This is a genomic window from Streptomyces sp. NBC_00012, assembly GCF_045040875.1.
Classification (GTDB): domain Bacteria; phylum Actinomycetota; class Actinomycetes; order Streptomycetales; family Streptomycetaceae; genus Streptomyces.
On sequence record NZ_CP108309.1, the window covers coordinates 620,088 to 638,513 of the forward strand.

Genomic DNA, 18,426 nt, shown 5'->3' on the forward strand with positions numbered 1-18,426 from the left:
AATTACCTGACGATTCGTCAGGCCCGATCGCCTTCCCCATTGAGGCACGACGACCTTGAAGCAACAAGGCGCATCACCATGATTCTTGACATGCTACGGCCAAATCTGGTCACCTCTGGGCAAGCACCCGGGCTCGTCGGACTCGTCCTGGCCGCCGACCGCCGTTCCGCGCCGTCAGGAGGGCAGTTTCAGGTCTGTGCAACCATGGCGCTGCGCCGCACGTTCGGCAAAGGCACGCAGTGCTGTGCGGAGGTAGCCGCGCGTCGGGGCCGCGTACTCGGTGTCGTTGACGGCGAAGAGGGCGCGCGGACCCGTGCCGCATTCGGCGCTCGCCCAGGCGCTGTGACGATCGGCGCCGGCGTCGTCGTGGTAGCCGCTGGTTTCGTCGTCGGAGGTCCGCAGGCTCTGCGCGTACGGCCCGAACGAGGCTTCGAACCAGTAGAGCTCCTCGTTCCGCGCCTTGGTCTCGCCGAGTGCGCAGATCTCCAGGAGGGCGGTGCCGGCAGCGGTGGTCTCACGGTGCCAGTCGACGGAGTCGTCACCCGGGACGGGCACCCCGGCACAGGTGCCCGAGGAGTTCCCGCGCGCCGGGAACTCGGATGGCAAGGGGATGGGCGGCACCCCGGCGCCATGCGGGGCCTTGCAGGACCACCGCTCGGCGGCCCGCTCTGCGGTGACCGTGGCCAGCCGGGCGATCTGCCGGGTCTCCCTGGCGTTCTCGTGCGACTCGTCGGCACTCACGCTCACCACGAGGGAGGCGGGCCGGTTGGTGCAGTCGAGCACGATGCCGGTGTCACGGAAATCGGTGTGCCCCTGCCAGCCGCCACCGATGGCTACGGGCAGATGGCCGGAACTCCCGACGCGCAGCCTCGAGAGCGGCGCACCTGAGACGTGGGGGTTACGGATCGCGTCGTACGGAATCAGGGCGACCATCAGCCGGGTGTCCGCCACCCCACACACGTTCCAGCGGTCGTGATCCATACCGCCCGTACTGTCCCCCGGCAGCCCGGGGTCGATGGAATACGAGGTCAGGGCGGCCGATTCGGCGACCGGAAGCAGGCCCTCGCAGTACGTGGCAAGCCGGTCCTCGTACCGCCACTGTCTGCCGGTGTCGCTCATCCGGTACCAGCCGTAGCCGGCCGCGAGCAGCAGAACCAGCGGCAGTGCGGCGTACAGCGCGATCCGGCGCATTGTCCTCATCGGGCGTCGTCCTCCCCCGTATCGATCAAGCGCCCTGCCTATCATCCGTGGCCCGGGGCCGACACCCGCCGTACCCGAAATGGTCGCCGCCGCGCGCTTTGAGCAGTACGGAGCACACCATCTGCACGGCGGCCCGCCCGTAGGCGGGGCTGACCCGCACGGTGGGAGATTGGATACCGCAGGGGCGACTTCGGGGAGTGATCCGGTCCGAACGACAGGCCCGGGGCGTGCGGTACGCAGCCGGTCAGCAATCGGCCCCGGGCCGCCGGGCGAGGAAGACGAACTCGCGGCCCGGCCGGTCGGGAGCGTCGCGGACGTCCTGCACCACGAAGCCCTGTGCGGCCAGTTCCGTCTCGACCTCCCGCCGCTCGCGGAATCGCAACGTCGAATCCGACGTCAACACCTGCCCGTCCGCAGCGAACACGAAGGTCCAGCGGAAGGTCACCAACGGCCCGCTCACATCGAGCAGTTGGACCCAGCTCTCGACCCCGCCGACTCCCCGTATCCCGGTCACGCCGTACGAGGCCTCGCGATTCCACTCCTCCCAGGCACGCCGGGCCGGATCCCGCGTCTCGAACACCAGGGTCCCGCCGGGCCGCAGTGCTTCGTACGCCCTCCGCAGGGTCATCCGCCACACCTGTGGGTCGACGATGGCCTGGGCGACGTTCGCCGTCATGGTCACGAGGTCGACCTGCAGTGGCGGAAGTGCTGCCGCGTCGCCGGCGATCCAGCGCACCCGTTCACTGCCCGGCTTGCCCCGGGCCACATCGATGGACGCAGTGGCCGGATCGACACCCACGACCTCGATGCCGCGATCGGCCAGCAGGAGCGCAAGGACTCCTGTCCCGCAGCCGATGTCCAGGACCTGACGGGCCCCGATCTGCTCGGCGAGACGGACGTAGGCGTCCAGGTCACCCCGATCGGCTTCGAGCGCATCGTAGATCGAGGCGAGCCGGGTATGCGTGAAGCTCTCGTCAGCCATACGGCCGAAGCTATGCCGGTCCGGCGGTGGGCGGCCACCCGATTACGTCTCCGCCGGGCGACACACAGTAGGGGCCGTCAGACCGGCCACACGATCTGCCCGTTCGCGACCTGCAGCTCTTCCGGCATCAAGGATTCATGGAACCTCAAGTGGCCGATCGAAACAACGCCGTCCAGCTGCCGGTGGGTGTCGTGGACGCGCCCGGCCAGCCAGCAGAGCAACTCGCCGGCCTTCTCGAATTCGTCGGGGTGGATTTCCTGCCGGGAGGCCAGTGACCACCCCTTCCTCGGCAGGTCCGCCCGGCCGGCCAGTGCCGAGCAGAGCACACCACCGATCCGCCAGGCCGCGCCACTGCCGGCCAGCAGGGGACGAGGTTCATCCTCGATCACCGGCTCACCCGCCTCGTCCTCCACCACGACCGGGAAGTCGGTGACGATCGACAGGCGCTCCGGCCGCGGCCCGATTCCCAGGTGCCAGCGCAGTTCCACAAGCTCCGGCTCGGAGAGCTCGTCCCGCAGATCGACCGATACCGCCAGCTCATAGATGTCACTCACGCGACGCACCCTACAGAGGCAGACCGACATGGCGATCCCGGACCGGGGCAGGGACAGGGACAGGGGGTGCGCCCGATGTGCGTCCTCGGCGAAACCTCAGCACCGGCGCCATGAGCGGCGAAGAAGCCGCAAGAACCTCAGGCAGCCCGGACGCCGGTGCTGGGGAAGGCGGGTCAGGGGTTTCGGGTGAGCAGGTCGGCGACCCTGGCAACCATCTGGGTCTCCTCGCCGTTGCGCGGGGTCGTCGGCTGGTGAGCGAGCACGAAGCGGCGCCGCTGGTCACGGGTGGAGAACGCGGCGTTCTTGTACCCGTACGTCTCCCCCGTCTTGCCCCAGAACGTGGTGCCGTTGACAGTGGCCTGTTGCAGCCCTGAGCTGTAGCGGGCGGGCGACCCGTCGAGCATCCGCACATCGGCCGGCGGTAGCGTGAACATCAACCGGAGCAGCTCCGGGGGGAGCAGTTCGCCGGAGAACAGCGCGACGAGCAGGCGATCGATGTCGCTCGTGGTGGAGATCATGTCGCCTTCGCCCCGGCTGGAGGACTGGTCGTACGTCGTGATGTCCCGGAGGCGGCCGTCGGCCATGGTCAGGTAGCCGTGCACATGGGGTCCGCGGATACGCGGGTCGTCGCCGGGCACGACGGTGTGCTCCAGCCCGAGCGGGCCAAGGATGCGGGCCTCGACTGCTTCCCGGTAGGGGCGGCCGGTCACCGTGTCGATGATCAGTGCGGCCAGTGTGTAGTTGATGCCGCGGTACTCCTGTCGGGTGCCAGGGGTGAACTTCAGCGGCCCGTGCGTCGCCGTCGCCACCCACTTTTGCGGCGTCCAGTGATCGAAGCGGTGGCGGAACACCTCCTCCGCGGTCTCCGGCTCGGGGATGCCGACGTGGTCGGGCAGCCCGCTGGTGTGGTTCAGCAGTTGAGCCACGGTGACAGCCGAGAAGTCGGCAGGCAGCCACCCCGGCAGGAGACGCGTCACCGGTGCGTCCAGCTCGACCCGGCCCTCCTCCACCAGTTGCAGCAGCACTGTGGCGACAAAGGCCTTGGTGATGCTGCCGATCCGGAACTTGTCCCCTGCCTTCACCGGCCGCCGTGTCCTGACATCGGCCACGCCCGAGGTGCCGTACCAGCGACCGGCCGGTCCGCCGACTCGTAACTGGGCCGCGGTTGACGGCGGGTGCTCCAGATCATCGATCGCCGCTTGCAGGGCGGTGTGGTCCAGCGGCGGGAGCACTCCGGACGAGGCGGTGGCACGGGCAGAGGGCAACGCCGCGGTGGCGAGCAGCGCTGCCGTCCCCGACAGGGCGGCACCCACAACGGTCCTTCGTGTCAATCCTGTTGATTCCATGTCCTGCATGCTGTCAAGCGGCCACACGTCCGGACATCAGGTACGCCCCGGAGCGGTCCCCGGGCACTCCCTGAATCCTCCCTCACACTGACGCCCACTCTCGAACCGGAAGAACGGCAGCGGCCGAACCCGTGCCTCGCCGGTCGAGTCCCTACGAACGATCACACTGCGGAAAGTCAGGTTCTGCCGTCCGATCGGAGCGGCCTAAGCTTCCGTGATCGATGCCACCGCACATCCGACGTGACAGGGGTCTTGATGTGGACGTGAGAAGCGGCGGTGGTCGCGTACCGCTGGAGCGCTTGCCCGGCTACGCCTTCCGGCCGTATCGCGGCCACGCCGACCATGGCGCGATGGCCGCCGTGCGGCTGGGGTGCGCACAGCGGGATGGGATCGATGCCCGATCGGTCGTGGAAGGACTCCCGACGGCAGCCGAGCTCGGCGAGGTCGCTTCCAAGCTCGACGGCCCCTCCGAGAACCAGGTCCTGGTCGAGTACCACGGCGGCGTCGTCGGCTACTCGTCGATCAGGTGGTGGCAGGAGCGGGACGGAACGTGGTTGTACCTGCACCGCGGATATCTGCTGCCCGAGCACCGCGGCCAGGGAATCGGCTCGGTCATGCTCGACCGGGCCGAGAACCGCGTCCGCCGACTCGTACGGCAGCACGGAACCGCAGGCACGGCTGTGTTCGGCGCGAATGCCATGGCCACTGCACAGGATGCGACGGCGCTGCTGCTCGAAAACGGCTACCGGCGTGTGTTCAGCCTGGTCGAGCTGGAGCTGGCCGACCTCCGGCAGCTACCCGACGGCAAGCCGCTGCCGGCCGGCATCCGAGTCGGTGCGGTCGATGCGAGCAGCTATCGTGCGGCCTGGGGGACGGTCGTCGATTCGTACGCGGATGCCGCCTTCACAGAGAGCTGGACGTTCGAGAGCTTCCTCGCCACGGCCAGGCCGACCTGTTGGCGGGCTGCTTGGGTGGGAGAACGTATGGCCGGTGTCGCGCTGTGCTCCGTACGTCGGCACGACCCCGATGTGGGAGAAGTCGAGGAACTGAGTGTCCGGGCAGAGTCAAGGCGTCGGGGCCTTGGGCGGGCCCTGCTCCTGGACGGGTTGCGCTGTCTTCGCGAGCACGGCGCAGGGACGGCCCGGTTGTACACGGGGACCGCGAATCCGCACCGCTCCTACGACCTCTACGAAAGCGTAGGGTTCCGACGCCAGAACGAACACGTCCGCTACCGCAAGCCGATCGGTCCGCCCGATCCGGCATGATTGTCCTCCACGGCGGCCTGCCGGACCACAAAAGCGGTCGACAGCCCGGCTTCTTCAGCGATACCTCGCAGGACAGCCTGGTCCAACTCCTCGTCCGTCCCGACACCCCCTGCGGGCACCCGAGTGCCGGCGGCCGGGATTCCGACATGAGCGCGTGCCTCGCTCTCGACCGGCCCGGGGCGGCCCCGGGCCCTCCGTCCGGTGTCGGACTTGCGCTGGGCGTTCAACGCACCCCTGTTCGCCGCCGGGCAAGAAGGCACAGGAGACGCGGCGGCGGATCATCGAGGCGGCTGGCGCACTCTTCGTCGAACAGGGCTACGGGGCGCCCAAACTGCAGGAGATCGCCGACCGGGCAGGCGTGGCGGTGCAGACGATCTACTTCGTCTTCCGGAACAAGCCCTCGCTGCTCAAGGAACTCGTCGATGTCGCGATCGCGGGCGACGACGAACCCGTGCCGACCATGGACCGACCATGGTTCGCGGAGGTCATGTCCGCGCCTACCGCTGAGAACGCACTGACCGCACTGACCACCGCCACCCGCCGGACACTCGAACACGTCGCGGCCATCGACGAGATGGTCCGCGCCGCGACCGCGACCAACCCAGAGATCCGGGAGCTGTGGCCGGATCAGGCGGACCCGCGGTACGCGGTGATCTCGACAGCGGCGAAGTCCCTGACGAAGAAGCCGGGTGCACGCCCCGCTGTCCCCGTCGAAACAGCAGCGGACATCATCTATGCCGTCCTCAGCCCGGAACTCTTCCTGGTCCTCACCCGTGACCGCGCGTGGCCACCGGCCAAGTGGGACAATGGGCGTACGACACCCTCAGCTCTCAGCTGTTGGCCGACGACGAGGCTTGATCAACTCCGGGTGTCGACGGCATGCCGGTCGCGGGGTCATCGGCGTCCGAGCCCGCCGTGACCGCGGCGCCGTCTGTCCGGCCCGAGCACCGAAACCCTTCCGCCCCTGCCCCGGGCGACCAGCGGAACGACCAGTTGTCCGGCGTCGAGGGCCTGCCGCACCCGAGCAATCATGCTCGTGTCGCGCGGCAGGCCCTCGCGGTGGGACTCGGCGGTCCGGGGCGAACCGGCCCTGGGTGGCGTCAGGCCGTGTGCAGTGTCAGCCCGTACCGGTTCAGAATCTCATTGATCGGCTGGTGCCAGGTCTCCCCGCCGCTGGTGCAGTTGCCCCAGCCGCCGGACGTGACCCCCTGAGCCTGGTCACCGCTGATGAACGAGCCGCCCGAATCTCCCGGCTCGGCACAGACACTCGTCTTGGTCATCTGGTGAACCGCGCCCTGGCTGTAGTTCACCGTTTCGTTCGTGGCCAGCACGTTGCCGCAGTGCCAGTGACTCGTGGAGCCGGAACGACATATCGAGGCGCCGATGGGTGCCACTGCGGAGCCCCGAACCAACTGGTCCGAGACGGTGCCCCACCCGAGCACGACGGGGACGGTCCACCAGCCGTTGCCGACACTGACCCAGGCGTAGTCGTCGCCGGGGAAGGACGACCCCTGGAAGTTGCCGATGGCCGAGCGGTCCCATCCGCTGACCGCAGCACCTGCCTGTCCGCAATGGCCCGCTGTGACGAAGCCACCGTGCACGGAGAAGCCGATGGAGCATCGGACGTTGCCCGTGTAGTAGGGATCGCCGCCCACAGTGCCGGCAGCGAAGGTTCTGGGCGCCTCGAGGGTCTGCTTCACCAGAACGGGGCCAGTCCTGCGGGCCCGTTCGACGAAGGTGCGGACATCGTTGTCATCCGATGCCGGGGCGACAACCTCGATGACGACCCGGTTGACCTTCGGGTCCACGTGCCAGCTGCTGACACCTGCCGGAGCAGTCAGCCCGTCGATCCGGGCCTTGGCCGCGTCGAGTTGCCGCGCACTGTGGCGCACCAGCCGGACGGATGCACCGGAGGCGCGTACGGCGGCCGACTTCCGACCGTCGGTCACGGCCACGGCGAGCCTGCCAGTGGCCGGATCGAACCAGGAACCGGCATAGGAGGAACCCGCAGCCCGTCGCGCCTTGCCCTGTACGGAAGTTGCCGTCTTCTCTGCGGCCAGCCGCGCCCTGGCCTGGCTTTCTGTCAGGCCGAGGTCCCTCCGCATGGCGGAGAGCAGTCCTGCGGACGCCGGTGCTTCATCGGTCGTGGTGCGGGGTGTCGCGCGAGGCGAGTCCGCGGCGGCGGATGCCGGGCCGGAGGCAAGCCCCACAGTCGCCCAGGCCCCGACGACCAGTGCGGCAGCCAGGCTCGTTCGCAGTGCGTTCATACGTCTCAAGGCAATGGCCCTTCTGTTGTTCCGGCATCGTGGGGGAGGAACAGCAGGCGTCCGAGAGCTACGTTCTGAGAGCGCTCTCAGAGTGTGCCGCAACGGACTGTAGCGCAGCACATCCACCAGGTCCATGCCAATAGAGGGATGTTTCCGAGCCGTTGGACGACGGACGTGTCCTGTCCCGGACGCTCCTGCCCCTCCCGCCCCGGACCCACCGCTCTCCGTCTCGGCATCGATGCCCATGCTGATCGCAAGGCCCGTCGCCCTGGTCCTGTTGGCCACGAGCTTCCGGTCGCCCTCCACCAACGTCCGGCTCGCCAACAGGGCTTCCGGCGATCCGGGCCAGGACCTCGAGGCCTGGACACGGTGCTCGCGTCCATCGCGGACGGCCTGCGGGGTTGCCAACTGGTGCTGCTTCGCAGCGTGTTGATGGCCACGTGATCCGGTGCAGCCGCCCGCAATCCGGGAGATCTGGACTTCCTCTTCGTGCCCCGGGAATGGGCCATGGACGACCCCCGGGGGCACTTCACAGCCGAGCACCCGTGGGTCACGGACAGCGCGGCGAGTTACAGCGGGCGTCTCGCGCGGACACTGGCACCGCTGCCGGCGATGGCGGAGCGACCGGACGTGGTGAGCGAGGCGGGCTCGGCGAGAAAAGCGGGAGAGGCGGACTCGGTCGGCCGGGCGGACTCGGAAATGTCAGCCCGGTATCGGCCGCGGGCCCAGTGGCTGGAACCGCTGGTGGAGTCCACGCGTACGACCGCCCCCGAGGATCCTGCCGCTACCTTCGGGTTTCTTTCCAGAGGCGGGCAGGACGGGCTGACGGCGGCCGTCTTGGTCGTACGGGAGGTCACGGGGCCCCGTGACCTCGGTCTGGCCGACGCGCTCGCCAGGATCCTGTCGCATGAGGGAAGTCGGCGATACCGGCGGGATCACCCGAGGCATGCGGCCGGGCCCCCGGCGAGCTGCGCCGATCCGCTCCCCGAGCCTGGCCCGGGGCAACCGACCCGCTGAGTCGGCCGGGCCGGCCGGCCCGTCAGCCGGCCCGGTTGATCGCGCTGCGCAGCATGGCGACCGTCGTCGCGGCGGCCGCGCGTTCCGCGTCGTCCTCCGTCGCGCGTACCCGCTCCTCCAGGAGTACCGCGGCTGCCTGGAGGACACCCACGCGTACCGGAACGCTCTGCATCGCCGTCAGTACGGCCGCTGCCTGTTCGGCCGGAGTGGCCGTGGCGGCCTGCGGAATGAGTGTGGTGATTCCGCGCCCGAGCGCGCGGTCGCGAGGCGGCTGAGCCGCGGCTGTGGTCACCCGAGAAGTGTGCCGCACCGGCCCCGGGGATTCGGTCAGCGACCTGGCCTCAGCTCTTGGGGGCCGTCGTGGACATGAGCGTGGACACGCCTCAACAGTGCTGCCAGCTGGGCTTGTTCAGGCGCGGTCAAGGGGGCGAGCAGTGTCTTCTGCACGCTCAGCGCATCGTCCTGGAGCTCTGCGAGCACTGCGCGGCCGGCCGGAGTGGGCGTGACGTTCACCCGGCGGCGGTCGTCGGTGTCCCGGGCCCGGTAGACGAGACCGGCCAGCACGAGATCGTCCACGATCTTGACGATGTCACTCCGGTCGATCCAGAGCCGCGATGCCAGTTCCCGTTGCACGTGCGGGCCGAAGTCGACGAGCGCCGACAGCACGGCCATGTGCCAGACCCGCATGTCGCGCTCGGCCAGTCGCGCCGCCAGCCGGCTCCGCGCCGCCTTGCCGGTCCTGGACAGCAGGTATGTCGTGAGTCCCAGGAGGCTGGGCGGGGTCTCGCTCATCGACGCCATCTTAGGACCGCACCCACGGTGGGCTTCCGCCCACTGATCGGCGCATGCCTCGGATGCCGGTACGCACACCTGCTGGTGTGCGGGGCCGCCGAACGCTTCTTCCGCTGCCACGGCACGGTCCCGCCCCTCCCGATCGGGGCCGGACCGCCGATGTGCAGATCCCGCGGCCTAGCCCCAATACCGTTCAGTTAAGTGCTTCTGGGTTATCGTGGGGGATGCCGCGTTCTGGTTGGGTGAAGCCGTCGTCTGATGTCCGGTTGTCGGATTTGGTGTCTGTGGGGTTGCTGACGCGGGTGTTTCCCGCGGATGTGGTTGACGCGGTGATCGAGGAGGCGGGGCGTACCGAGCGGCGTCACCGGTCGTTGCCCGCACGGGTGATGGCGTACTTCTCGATCGGGATGGCGCTGTATTCGGATGGCTCCTACGAGGATGTGTTCGCGCAGCTCGCGGACGGGCTGTCGTGGGCGTCGGGGTGGTCGGAGTCGTTCACGCCGCCCTCGAAGTCGGCGATCTTCCAGGCCAGGTCTCGTCTGGGGTTCGAGCCGGTGCGGGATCTCTTCGCTCGGGTTGCGCGTCCGCTGGCGGGGCCTGGCACGCCGGGGTCGTGGCTGGCCGGGCGTCGCCTGGTGGCGATCGACGGGACGTGCCTGGATGTGGCAGACACGGCAGCCAACGCGGAGTTCTTCGGGCGGCCCGCTTCCAGCCGGGGGGAGCGGGCCGCGTTTCCGCAGGCCCGCCTGGTGGCATTGGCGGAATGCGGCACCCATGTGGTCTTCGACGCTGCCACCGGCCCGTGCAGCGTGTCGGAGATCGAGTTGTCCCGGCAGCTCGTCGGGCGGCTGGAGCCGGGCCAGCTGGTCCTGGCAGACCGGGGCTTCTACGGGTTCCGCCTCTGGCAGCAGGCCGCGGCCACGGGTGCGGATCTGCTCTGGCGAGTGAAGACGAACCTGCGGCCCCGGTATCTGGAAACCCTGGCCGATGGGTCCTGGCTGGCCCGGATCGTCCCGACGTCGGGCACGAACCGGGCCACGACGGAGCCGCTCACGGTCAGAGTGATCGACTACACGGTCGATGACGGCCGGGACAACGCCGAGGAGTACCGGCTGTTGACCACGATCCTCGACCCTGCCGAGGCCGGCGCCGAGGACCTCGCAGCCGCCTACGCCCAACGGTGGGAGATCGAGACCACCTTCGACGAGCTGAAAACCCACCAGCGCGGGCCCCGCGCGGTACTGCGCTCGAAAGCCCCCGACCTTGTCCAGCAAGAAATCTGGGGACACCTGTGCTGCCACTACGCCATCCGCACCCTGATGGCCGACACTGCCGCACTCTCCGGCCACGACCCCGACAGAGTTTCCTTCGTCAAAGCCCTCCGCATCGCTCGCCGTTCAGTCGCGCAGAGCGCATTTCCCCCTCCGGGCGCTGACGCAGCCGACGCGATCTGGCATCACGCCATCCGATGGCTCACCCAACACCTCAACCCAACACGCCGAAAACGCTCACACCCCCGAGTCGTCAAACGCAAAGTCCTGAAATGGGCCGCGAAACGCTCCCACCACACACACTGGCCCCAGCCCAAACACAGCCCCCACATCACCATCCAAGCCACTAACTGAACGGTATTGGGCCTAGCCCCGGGCCCAGTCACGCATGGCGGTCCGTGAGGAGAAGGCGGCGACGTCCTTGTCGAGCGGATGGTCGGTGTGCTGATGGATACGCCAGGAGGCTTTGATCCTGGGCTTCCCCGCGGTCACGTAGTCGGCGATCCACAGACCGTCCCCCGCGTACGACGTGGTGTCGTGGTTCAGCCAGAAGTAGCGGTTGCAGTACAGCAGAACCTTGTGGTGCGGGCGCAGGCGCTTGACCTCACGGATGAAACGGTCCTTCTCCGCGTTGTCGGCCCTTGTGCCTTCACCGTTCTCCTCCCAGTCCACGGCGAGCAGATCGCCCGCCTTCTCCGGAGCCTTGCTCACGAAGTACGCGGCCTGGGCCGTGATGTTCCCCGGCCAGAGGAAGTGGTAGAAGCCGACCACGCACTCCGCGTCCCTCGCGCGTTTCACCTGTGCCGAGAGATGCGGATTGATGTACGAACGGCCCTCGGTGGCCTTGATGAAGACGAAGTCCAGTCCGTCCGTGTCGAAGGACGACTGATGGGAGCTGACATCGACGCCGTGGAGCATGGGCACCGCCTTCGGGTGGGATGAGCGCTTCCGTTCTCTCTGTAGGTGCCCGCAGCCAGTCGTTCCCATCCTTCGGATGATCGGGCGAATCGTTTTGCCATTGCCAGGAATACGGACCGGAAACGGGTAGTTGATGAACCGGCGAGACCACATCACGTACCGCAGTCGCCATCGGAAGGTCGGATCCATGAAGATCGGCATTATCGGAGCGGGCAACATCGGCGGGAATCTCGCCCGGCGCCTCACCGCGCTGGGCCACGAGGTGTCCATCGCCAACTCGCGTGGTCCTCAGACGCTCGCCGCGCTCACCGCCGAGACCGGAGCCACGGCGGTCAACGCCTCGGAGGCGGCTCAAGGAGCCCAGGTGGTGGTTGTGACCGTCCCCCTCAAGGCCGTCCCCGACCTGCCCGCCGGGTTGATCGACGGGGCTGCGGACGGAGTCGCGGTCATCGACACGGGCAACTACTACCCGCAGCAGCGCGACGGCCGCATTGCCGAAATCGAGGACGGCAGGCCCGAGAGCCGGTGGACCGAGGAGCAGATCGGCCATCCGGTGATCAAGGCGTTCAACGGGACGTACGCACAGGACATCCTCTCCAACGGGCTCCCCGGGGGAAGTCCCGGCCGTCAGGCGCTTCCGGTGGCCGGTGACGACGCGGCGGCCAAGCAGGTCGTGCGCGAGCTCATCGACGAGCTGGGCTTCGACACCGTGGACGCGGGGGGCCTCGACGAGTCCTGGCGCCAGCAGCCCGGCACCCCTGTTTACGGTCATCAGGGCGACGTGGAGGCCATCCGCAAGGCGCTCGCCGAGGCGTCGCCCGAGCGCACTGCCGAGTGGCGCGCCTGACGCTCCCCGGCACCGGGGACCGGCGGGTCGCCGTTGCCGTCCCCGGCGCTCCGTCGCCGTCGGGCGCGTCGGCGGCCGTAGGAACGGCCGGGCTCCTCAGCCGTCGAAGGCCGTGCTCCGGCTGACCTTCTCCCATGCGAGCGTCTCGGCGCGGGCCGCTTCGAGGTGGGCCTGGATCGCGTCGGTCGCATCGCCCCCGAGCGGCAGTCGCAGGGGCGTCTGCTCGGCGGCGAGGGCGGTGAGGATGGCCGCCGCAGCCTTGTCGGGGTCGCCCTCCTGCTTGCCGTCCGAGTCGGGAAGGCCCGTACGTACCGGGCCGACGGTTGCCTCGTACGCGGGCATCGCCGCGGTCTGCCGGAGCGCCCCTCCCCCGGCGAAACCGGTCCGGAACGATCCGGGTTCGACGATGAGCACTCTGATCCCGTGCGGGGCGACCTCTGCCGCAAGCGCCTCGGACAGGCCTTCGAGGGCGAACTTGGTCGCCGAGTAGGCACCGACTCCGGGGAATGTGAACCGGCCGCCCATGCTGCTCATCTGCACGATGGCGCCGGACCGCTGACGGCGCATGTGCGGCAGCACCGCGCGGACCAACGCCGCGGGGCCGAAGAAGTGCAGATCCATCAGGTCCCGCAGTTCCTGGTCGGTGGTCTCCTCCACCGCCCCGACCAGGCCGAGGCCCGCGTTGTTGACGACGACGTCGATGCGGCCGTGCCACAGCACCGTGTCGGCGACGGCCGCGGCGATGCGTGCGGTGTCGGTGACGTCCAGCTGGGCTGCGACGGCCCGGTCGGGGTGCGCGGCGACAAGATCGTCGAGCGCTTCGGGCCTGCGGGCCGTGGCCACGACCGTGTCCCCGGCGGCGAGGGCGGCGGCCGCGATCGAACGGCCGAAGCCGGAGGAGGCTCCCGTGATGAGCCAGACGCGCCCCGTCGTCCTGTCGCGGTCAGAGGCACCTGTCTCTGCATTCATCGGTAACTCCACTTGTTCAAAGGGGTTGTTGAGCTGCGCCAGTTATTTCATCCGGTGACCGGCACAGTCCAAGACAGAGCCCCTCTCGCTCCATAGAGGCAACTTATGATCGCTGTATGGAACTGCGTCAGCTGCGCTACCTGGCCGTGATCGCCGACGAGGAGAACCTAGGACGGGCCGCACAGCGGCTGTACGTCAGCCAGCCGGCCCTGTCCTACGCATTAGCGGCACCGACTCGGTGAGACGGGTGTGCTGCGGGTGGGCTTCGAGGCGAGCGGTGCGGGTGAACTCACCACCCGGGCACGGGCCGAGTTCGCACAGCGCCATCCCGGGGTACGAGTGGTGCCCCGGCGGTATGACTGGGGGCAGGAGGCCGCGGCTCTGCGCGAAGGGCTGGTCGACGTGGCTTTCGTCTGGTTGCCCAACGATCTGACCGGCCTCCGCTCGGAGCTGGTGCATACGGAGCCGCGCGTCGTGGGGCTGCCGTCCGGGCATGCGTTCGCGGGACGCGAGGAGGTTTCCGTGCTCGACGTCGGGGACGAGCCGCTGATGTGGACCGAGCGTGCGCCTCGCGAATGGGTGGACTGGTGGGCGGTCAACCCCCGCCCTGACGGGTCGAGTCCCAGGTGGGGGCCGACCAATGACAACGTCGAGGAGATGCTGGAGCAGGTGGCGGAGGGTTCGGCCATCTGCTTCGCGCCGATGAGCATGGCCAGGTACTACGCGCGGCCCGATCTCACCTGGGTTCCGCTGACCGATGTCGAGCCTCTGCGGACCGTGCTCGCCTGGGTCGACGGCACGGACAGCAGCCTGGTGCGGGGGTTCGCGCGCGTCGTGCGTGAACTGGCGGCCGCCGGATCCGGCGGCCGGGCCGGAACTAGCGGACGTCGTCCGGACGGGCCGGAAGACTGTCCATGAAGGAGCTGACGGAGAAGACCGCGCGTCCGGGTCCGGGCGGGCCGTAGCCGGGGGGCGAGCTGAGACCGTACTCCTCCATGGTCGCGCGGTAGGCGTCCAGCAGGCGGATGTGGTATTCGAGCGGCGCCCCGTCCGGGTTGGTCTTGCCGAGCGGGGTGGTGGGCTCCGGGCACCAGGTGGTGAACCGCGGGGTGATGCCGTGCGACATGAAAAACCGCAGACCCTCGGTGGTCGAGGCGATGGCTTCGTCCACCGTGGTGAAGCCGAAGGGCTCGGCCATCTCCACGCCCGCCACGAAGTTGGGGATGACGTTGCGGGGGCCGAAGACCTCGGCGGAGTCCAGGATGCGGCGGTGCCACTCGTCACGGCCGACGTAGCGTTCCTTGCCAGGGCAGTAGAGCTCGAACAGCCGGCGGTCCCACACCTCGTAGTTGGGGTGGTAGATCTGCACGCCGTAGTCGTGGAACCGCTGCACGTCGGCCTTGGGCAGAGCCTGGGCGACGACCTTGCCGATCCAGCGGCCGGGGAAGCGTTCCTCGATGGCCTTGGCGTACTGACCGTAGAAATCGGCCTCGTCGCGGCCGCCGATGTGGGAGGTGATGGCCCCACCGGTGAGGGTGTAGGCGGTGGAGGTCTTCGCCGTGTCGTACTTGTCGATGATGGCGAGCGCTTCCAGGACCTCCTCGACCGGCTTCACTCCTGTGTACGGGCGCCCCGCCGCCTTGTGCTGGCGCCAGTTGTGGTTGATGTCGCAGTACTGGCACTCCTCCTTCGCGCCGAAGTACTGGCAGACCCGGAAGACCGTCAGATAGACGAGGTATCCCCACTGGATGGTGGGTGCCACCTCCATCACGGACTTGCCGTTCTCCAGCGTGTGCCGGTAGTAGTCCGGCATGGGAGGAAGACCCACGTCGGAGATCCGCCGGCCGTCGAGATACAGCCCGAGCACGCCGTCGTCGTCGGCCGCGACACGGTACGGGGACGCCGGGTTGACCCGGACGGACACGACGGTCCTGCGCAGGTCGTACGGACCGCCGGTGAGGACGATCTCCTCCGGCGGGCGGCGCAGGGCGGCCGCGCCGAGCTCGGGGAGGGTGCCGTGGTCGAAGGAGAAGATGAAGTAGGACTTCGGCTTGACGTCACCGCCCTCGTTGTCGCTGAGCGCGGACTCGTCGAACGCCAGACCGCCCCGCAGCAGGTCCTCCTTGATGACGGCTTCCCGGGGTACGTGCGGGAACTGCTCCATGAGGCGCTCGACCAGACGGGTGCGGTTCCCGTCCGTGCGATTGGGTTCGGTGCGGCTGCGGTCGGTACTGCTGGGCATGTGCGGGACTCCTCGGTCCGGTCGTCTGCGGCGTTCCGGGTACGCCACACCGTGCAACGAACCGGACACGTCCGCAGTGCCCCGACACGCTGGCCGATTCGGCATGGTGTGTCAGGGGTGGCCCACGGTCAGTGGTGTGGTCCGGGTCGTCCGTCGGTGCCCGCCTCCGGGCCGGAGTTCACCGGTCCCAGTGCGCGGGGCGGCCGAGGGACGGCGGGAGCCTCGTCGCCGCGTCGCCCTTGGCCGCGTTGAGCTGGGCCTGGGTGAGGAAGAGGCTCGATGTGAGGTCGGCGCCGGCCAGGTCCGCGTCCCGGAAATCGGCGCCTATCAGATCGGCCAGGCACAGATCGGCACCGGTGAGGTCCGCTGCGATCAGATACGCGCCGCGCAGGTCGGCGCCCCGCAGGTCGGCTCCCCTGAGCCTGGCTCCGATGAGGTCGGCGCCCCGGTGGTCGCGCTTCTTCTTGCGCGGCACCGTGGCTCGTACCAGTGTGGCGGCCCGGAGCAGCAGCTCGGCCACGACGTCGCGGTGCCCTGCCACGTCCAGTTCACGGAACGCGTCCGCCGGTAGGTGGGTGAGGCGTTCCGTCTCGTCGAGGGTGCGCCGGATCTCCACGTGCAGGGGTCGCGCCGGTTCCAGGGACAGCGCCTCCGTGAGGTACCAGAGCAGTTCATGGAGTTGCCGCATGACCGGGAACACCTGGAACATCTGCTGGGCGGTCTGCGGGGCTCTGCGCCAGTCCTGTCCGTCGAAGGTCTCGCCGGAGACCTTCTGGCCGGCCCCGAAGCAGTCGTACACGGTGCAGCCGGGGAAGCCCCGGTCACGAAGCTCGGTGTGGATGCCGCAGCGGAAGTCCTCCTGGAGGTTCTGGCAGGGCTTTCCGGCGTCCTTGTCGATCGCGAAGTCCGCGGACCGTGTCAGGGTCAGTGCTACACAGCACAGCCCGAAGCAGTTCGCGCAGTCGGCACGCAGGGCGGCACGATCGATGCCGGGGCCTTCGACGTTGTCGGGCACGGTGCGTGGATCCTCCGGGTACGGAATTGTCGGACGGTCGACCTTATCCGGATCCGTCACCCGTTCGCGTCACTTACATGATCACCACCTTGACGTATCGATTGCGGTCCGACGGCCGCCGGACCGCGAAAGGCGTGACGGGCCACGACCCGGCCGGACTGGTGGTCGGCTCCGAGGGCACCCTGGGACGTGGTGCTGCTCGGCCGGGTCGACACACCGCCGGGAGCCGCGGGCGACGCGGAGGCCGAGCTGGTCCGGGAGTGTTTCGAGCCGGCGGGAGCGACCTGGGCCGCGGTCTCCACGGACCAGCAGGAGGGCGACGCGCTGTTCCAGGCACGCCGGTCGGCCTGTCCGGCGCTGGACGGCTCGGCCCTGTCCTGACCGACGACGTGTGCGTACCGCGGACCGCGGTGCCCGAGATACCGGCCCGGATCGAGCGGACGGCGGCCCGGCACTACATTCCGGTGGCCGACATCGCCCATGGCGGGGGCGGAAAACTGCATCCACTCAGCATCACGACGCCTGGCGACGAAGCCTCGCGCCGGTGCCCGAGCCGCTGTCAGTGGCACGGCGCAGACTGGCAGCAGTACAGCACGATCGAAAGGGGGACGCCGATGGAAACCGAGGACGGGGCCGGGTTCGAACCGGCCACGGGGGACGGCCCGAGGGCGCCGGTGCCGGACGCAAGACGCACCGCTTCCGTGCGGACCGCGTTCGAGGGAATGCTTCAGATCCGCCGGCTGACGAACACCGGACGCCCCGATCCGCAGGGTGTACCCGCACAGTGGGAGACGCTCCGGCCGGTACGGGCGGTCGCCATCGCCCTGGAGGCATCGGGCCTGGCCCCCTCGGCCGTTGACGGATCGGGCCTGCGGACGGCGACCGGTTACCGCCTGCAGCAGGGCGAGGCACCGGGCGGTGTGCGCGTCGAGTGGCTCGGTCCACCCGGCAGTGGGGCGGCCCGTTCGGAGGAAGAGGAGCTGGCCCGGTGCGCGGCGGTGCTGCGGGAGTTGGGGTGGACGGTGCTGCTGTACCGAGGGGCGCGACGCCGAAGATTCCTGGAGATCGAACCACCGGCCGGTGCACGAAGACCGGACGGCGGATAGCGGACGTTCCCGTGCCGCTGCCGTCGGGCGTTGATGACCGATGCCCGGCCGGAACAGCGCAGCCCGGGCGGCTGCGCAGGCGTCGACGGGATCGGGCTCGCCGATCCGGCACCGCTCGGTCTTGTCGGGCCGGTTGACCTCGATCGCGGTGAGGCCCGCCTGGCGGGCAGCACGCGTGACCCCCGGACCGTAGGAGGAGGTCCCCTCGACGCCGAGGGCGGTCACCGTGCCATTGGGCGTTCAGGAACGCGAACGCCGCGACGTATCCGGCCGCCGTCGCCGGGAGCTGGGCATCGGCGGCGTGGCCCCCTCGGTCGGTGATGACAGCAACGCGAATCGCGTCGCACGGGAGTCCACTCCGCCGAACACCGCATCCACTTCTGCGGCGGACTTGTCGTCACGCTCGTCCTGTGAGCTGCCTTCCTGGCCGGCGGTGACACCGGCCAGGTGAGTCGGACAGGACATTGAGGGGGCCTCTGGCCAAGCTCCTGTCAGGTTCGTGCTCCACCTGGCCGAAGCCATGGAGAACGGGTCCCGGCAACCGGACAGAACGACTGCAGGACAGCCCAGCAGGGCGTCAGTCACGCCCTGAGCCACAACCACCGGAACCCGCTACGAGAATCAATGTCAGACCC

General features: G+C 69.1%; 18 protein-coding genes and 3 pseudogenes. 10 read left to right on the plus strand and 11 right to left on the minus strand.

The genetic code is table 11. The features are described 5' to 3' along the window. Positions 1–174: 174 nt before the first annotated feature. The 4 genes from OHA19_RS03150 to OHA19_RS03165 form a co-directional block, all read right to left on the minus strand. Positions 175–1,200: a hypothetical protein gene (locus OHA19_RS03150; protein WP_405720200.1), complete on the minus strand. Its 1,026-nt coding sequence runs from the start codon at positions 1,198–1,200 to the stop codon at positions 175–177. A 244-nt stretch (positions 1,201–1,444) separates the two neighbouring features. After that, complete coding sequence (locus OHA19_RS03155) at positions 1,445–2,182, minus strand: class I SAM-dependent methyltransferase (protein WP_405720198.1); 738 nt, start codon at positions 2,180–2,182, stop codon at positions 1,445–1,447. Positions 2,183–2,259: 77 nt separating this feature from the next. Continuing rightward, positions 2,260–2,736, minus strand: coding sequence for a hypothetical protein (locus tag OHA19_RS03160; RefSeq protein WP_405720196.1), 477 nt, complete (start codon positions 2,734–2,736; stop codon positions 2,260–2,262). A 173-nt stretch (positions 2,737–2,909) separates the two neighbouring features. Further along, entirely contained in the window at positions 2,910–4,082 is a 1,173-nt protein-coding gene (locus OHA19_RS03165) for a serine hydrolase domain-containing protein (RefSeq protein WP_405749318.1), read from the minus strand. 257 nt (positions 4,083–4,339) lie between these two features. On the opposite strand from OHA19_RS03165, the gene OHA19_RS03170 reads away from it, so the two are divergent. The 3 genes and pseudogenes from OHA19_RS03170 (at position 4,340) to OHA19_RS03180 (ending at position 6,266) form a co-directional block, all read left to right on the plus strand. Then, positions 4,340–5,347, plus strand: a complete 1,008-nt coding sequence (locus tag OHA19_RS03170) for a GNAT family N-acetyltransferase (RefSeq protein WP_405720192.1) — start codon at positions 4,340–4,342, stop codon at positions 5,345–5,347. Positions 5,348–5,501: 154 nt separating this feature from the next. After that, positions 5,502–5,705, plus strand: a pseudogene (locus OHA19_RS03175) (TetR family transcriptional regulator); the annotation flags it as partial. 6 nt (positions 5,706–5,711) lie between these two features. Then, positions 5,712–6,266, plus strand: a complete 555-nt coding sequence (locus OHA19_RS03180) for a TetR family transcriptional regulator (protein WP_405722210.1) — start codon at positions 5,712–5,714, stop codon at positions 6,264–6,266. Positions 6,267–6,447: 181 nt separating this feature from the next. On the opposite strand, the gene OHA19_RS03185 is transcribed toward OHA19_RS03180, so the two are convergent. The 3 genes from OHA19_RS03185 to OHA19_RS03195 all read right to left on the minus strand — a co-directional run bounded on the left by OHA19_RS03185 (position 6,448) and on the right by OHA19_RS03195 (position 9,423). Further along, positions 6,448–7,614 (minus strand): S1 family peptidase, encoded by a 1,167-nt coding sequence (locus OHA19_RS03185; protein WP_405720190.1) that lies wholly within the window; start codon positions 7,612–7,614, stop codon positions 6,448–6,450. Positions 7,615–8,653: 1,039 nt separating this feature from the next. Continuing rightward, positions 8,654–8,923 (minus strand): hypothetical protein, encoded by a 270-nt coding sequence (locus tag OHA19_RS03190; protein WP_405720188.1) that lies wholly within the window; start codon positions 8,921–8,923, stop codon positions 8,654–8,656. Positions 8,924–8,958: 35 nt separating this feature from the next. Further along, positions 8,959–9,423, minus strand: a complete 465-nt coding sequence (locus OHA19_RS03195; protein WP_405720186.1) for a MarR family winged helix-turn-helix transcriptional regulator — start codon at positions 9,421–9,423, stop codon at positions 8,959–8,961. A 224-nt stretch (positions 9,424–9,647) separates the two neighbouring features. Between OHA19_RS03195 and OHA19_RS03200 the strand changes: the two are divergent. Then, positions 9,648–10,847, plus strand: a pseudogene (locus OHA19_RS03200) (IS4 family transposase); the annotation flags it as partial. A 213-nt stretch (positions 10,848–11,060) separates the two neighbouring features. Here OHA19_RS03200 and OHA19_RS03205 read toward each other — a convergent pair. Further along, positions 11,061–11,612: a glycoside hydrolase family 25 protein gene (locus tag OHA19_RS03205; protein WP_405749320.1), complete on the minus strand. Its 552-nt coding sequence runs from the start codon at positions 11,610–11,612 to the stop codon at positions 11,061–11,063. Between the two features lie 133 nt (positions 11,613–11,745). Between OHA19_RS03205 and OHA19_RS03210 the strand changes: the two genes are divergently transcribed. Further along, positions 11,746–12,459 (plus strand): NADPH-dependent F420 reductase, encoded by a 714-nt coding sequence (locus OHA19_RS03210; protein WP_405749322.1) that lies wholly within the window; start codon positions 11,746–11,748, stop codon positions 12,457–12,459. 96 nt (positions 12,460–12,555) lie between these two features. On the opposite strand, the gene OHA19_RS03215 is transcribed toward OHA19_RS03210, so the two are convergent. Continuing rightward, positions 12,556–13,428, minus strand: coding sequence for an oxidoreductase (locus OHA19_RS03215; protein WP_405749324.1), 873 nt, complete (start codon positions 13,426–13,428; stop codon positions 12,556–12,558). Between the two features lie 116 nt (positions 13,429–13,544). Here OHA19_RS03215 and OHA19_RS03220 point away from each other — a divergent pair, with 116 nt between their 5' ends. Continuing rightward, the gene (locus tag OHA19_RS03220) at positions 13,545–13,670 is read left to right on the plus strand and encodes a LysR family transcriptional regulator (RefSeq protein WP_405749326.1); all 126 of its coding nucleotides are present in this window, start codon (positions 13,545–13,547) and stop codon (positions 13,668–13,670) included. A gap of 7 nt (positions 13,671–13,677) precedes the next feature. After that, positions 13,678–14,346, plus strand: a complete 669-nt coding sequence (locus tag OHA19_RS03225) for a LysR family substrate-binding domain-containing protein (RefSeq protein WP_405749328.1) — start codon at positions 13,678–13,680, stop codon at positions 14,344–14,346. Here OHA19_RS03225 and OHA19_RS03230 read toward each other — a convergent pair. Together OHA19_RS03230 and OHA19_RS03235 are read right to left on the minus strand one after the other, a co-directional pair. Further along, positions 14,306–15,670 (minus strand): radical SAM protein, encoded by a 1,365-nt coding sequence (locus tag OHA19_RS03230; protein ID WP_405720176.1) that lies wholly within the window; start codon positions 15,668–15,670, stop codon positions 14,306–14,308. The genes OHA19_RS03225 and OHA19_RS03230 overlap by 41 nt on opposite strands. Positions 15,671–15,848: 178 nt before the next feature. Then, the gene (locus tag OHA19_RS03235; RefSeq protein ID WP_405749330.1) at positions 15,849–16,685 is read right to left on the minus strand and encodes a pentapeptide repeat-containing protein; all 837 of its coding nucleotides are present in this window, start codon (positions 16,683–16,685) and stop codon (positions 15,849–15,851) included. Positions 16,686–16,874: 189 nt separating this feature from the next. Here OHA19_RS03235 and OHA19_RS03240 point away from each other — a divergent pair, with 189 nt between their 5' ends. The 3 genes and pseudogenes from OHA19_RS03240 (at position 16,875) to OHA19_RS03250 (ending at position 17,791) form a co-directional block, all read left to right on the plus strand. Further along, complete coding sequence (locus OHA19_RS03240) at positions 16,875–17,066, plus strand: hypothetical protein (RefSeq protein WP_405749332.1); 192 nt, start codon at positions 16,875–16,877, stop codon at positions 17,064–17,066. A 29-nt stretch (positions 17,067–17,095) separates the two neighbouring features. Further along, positions 17,096–17,167: pseudogene (locus OHA19_RS03245) on the plus strand (hypothetical protein); the annotation flags it as partial. A 132-nt stretch (positions 17,168–17,299) separates the two neighbouring features. After that, positions 17,300–17,791: a hypothetical protein gene (locus OHA19_RS03250; protein WP_405722081.1), complete on the plus strand. Its 492-nt coding sequence runs from the start codon at positions 17,300–17,302 to the stop codon at positions 17,789–17,791. Positions 17,792–18,426: the final 635 nt, after the last annotated feature.

What these genes read in the sequence shown, in the direction of transcription:
- OHA19_RS03165 (WP_405749318.1), bottom strand. Translation starts at nt 4,082, where the DNA reads ATGGAATCAACAGGATTGACACGAAGGACCGTTGTGGGTGCCGCCCTG.
- OHA19_RS03230 (WP_405720176.1), bottom strand. Translation starts at nt 15,670, where the DNA reads ATGCCCAGCAGTACCGACCGCAGCCGCACCGAACCCAATCGCACGGAC.
- OHA19_RS03155 (WP_405720198.1), bottom strand. Translation starts at nt 2,182, where the DNA reads ATGGCTGACGAGAGCTTCACGCATACCCGGCTCGCCTCGATCTACGAT.
- OHA19_RS03210 (WP_405749322.1), top strand. Translation starts at nt 11,746, where the DNA reads ATGAACCGGCGAGACCACATCACGTACCGCAGTCGCCATCGGAAGGTC.
- OHA19_RS03150 (WP_405720200.1), bottom strand. Translation starts at nt 1,200, where the DNA reads ATGAGGACAATGCGCCGGATCGCGCTGTACGCCGCACTGCCGCTGGTT.
- OHA19_RS03250 (WP_405722081.1), top strand. Translation starts at nt 17,300, where the DNA reads ATGGAAACCGAGGACGGGGCCGGGTTCGAACCGGCCACGGGGGACGGC.
- OHA19_RS03185 (WP_405720190.1), bottom strand. Translation starts at nt 7,614, where the DNA reads ATGAACGCACTGCGAACGAGCCTGGCTGCCGCACTGGTCGTCGGGGCC.
- OHA19_RS03195 (WP_405720186.1), bottom strand. Translation starts at nt 9,423, where the DNA reads ATGAGCGAGACCCCGCCCAGCCTCCTGGGACTCACGACATACCTGCTG.
- OHA19_RS03220 (WP_405749326.1), top strand. Translation starts at nt 13,545, where the DNA reads ATGGAACTGCGTCAGCTGCGCTACCTGGCCGTGATCGCCGACGAGGAG.
- OHA19_RS03205 (WP_405749320.1), bottom strand. Translation starts at nt 11,612, where the DNA reads ATGCTCCACGGCGTCGATGTCAGCTCCCATCAGTCGTCCTTCGACACG.
- OHA19_RS03215 (WP_405749324.1), bottom strand. Translation starts at nt 13,428, where the DNA reads ATGAATGCAGAGACAGGTGCCTCTGACCGCGACAGGACGACGGGGCGC.